A 670-nucleotide genomic window follows, 5' to 3' on the forward strand; every position below is an offset into this window, starting at 1 on the left:
GTTGAGACGCTTATAAACATCTGCCAATGTCGCCACATGGTCTGTTTCAGGTTGGTCTCGTAGCCAACTAGAAAACTCACCTATCGTGTTAAGAAAATCAGGAGCGGCAATACCTTGAGACTCGTTGGTTTTAATCGCAATGCTGATGTTGGTCATGCCACTGATTCGCTCTTCCATAAAATCAGCAGCCTGACGAAACTCGTTACGTTGACCAAAGTACTCTACCGATTCGTCATTCACCTTGTTAAGTGGGATAAGACTCGCGCACACGACAATGACAGCAACCGAAAGTGGCAACAAGGCTCTTCGTTGCGAAACCACAAAGTCACCTAAGCGATCCATGACATGTTTTTGGTCTTGTGACGTTTCCATTTTTACGTGGATAGGCAGCAACTTGAGCAACGCCGGCAACAAGGTAACGGAAAGAAAACAGGCGACCATAACACCTAAAGCAGACAAGTTACCGAAGTCTCGCAGGACAGGAGAATCGGACATGTTCATCATCAAGAAGCCAATCGCGGTTGTTACGGATGTAATCAGAATAGGCACGAAATTTAAAGCGATACTGCGCTCGATTGACTGCGCTTTCGTGAACCCGTTTTTCATTGATTGACGCATGGTCGCAATCACATGAACACAGTCAGCAACCGCAAGCGTCATGATCAACGTT

Annotated in this window: 1 protein-coding gene; it reads right to left on the bottom strand. The window is 46.3% G+C overall.

Features of this window, described 5'->3' with window-relative positions:
- Positions 1-670: MMPL family transporter (locus R7Q46_RS27515; protein ID WP_318078324.1), on the bottom strand; the 670-nt coding region annotated here is incomplete at both ends.

The sequence above is a fragment of the Vibrio sp. 811 genome (genome assembly GCF_033339195.1).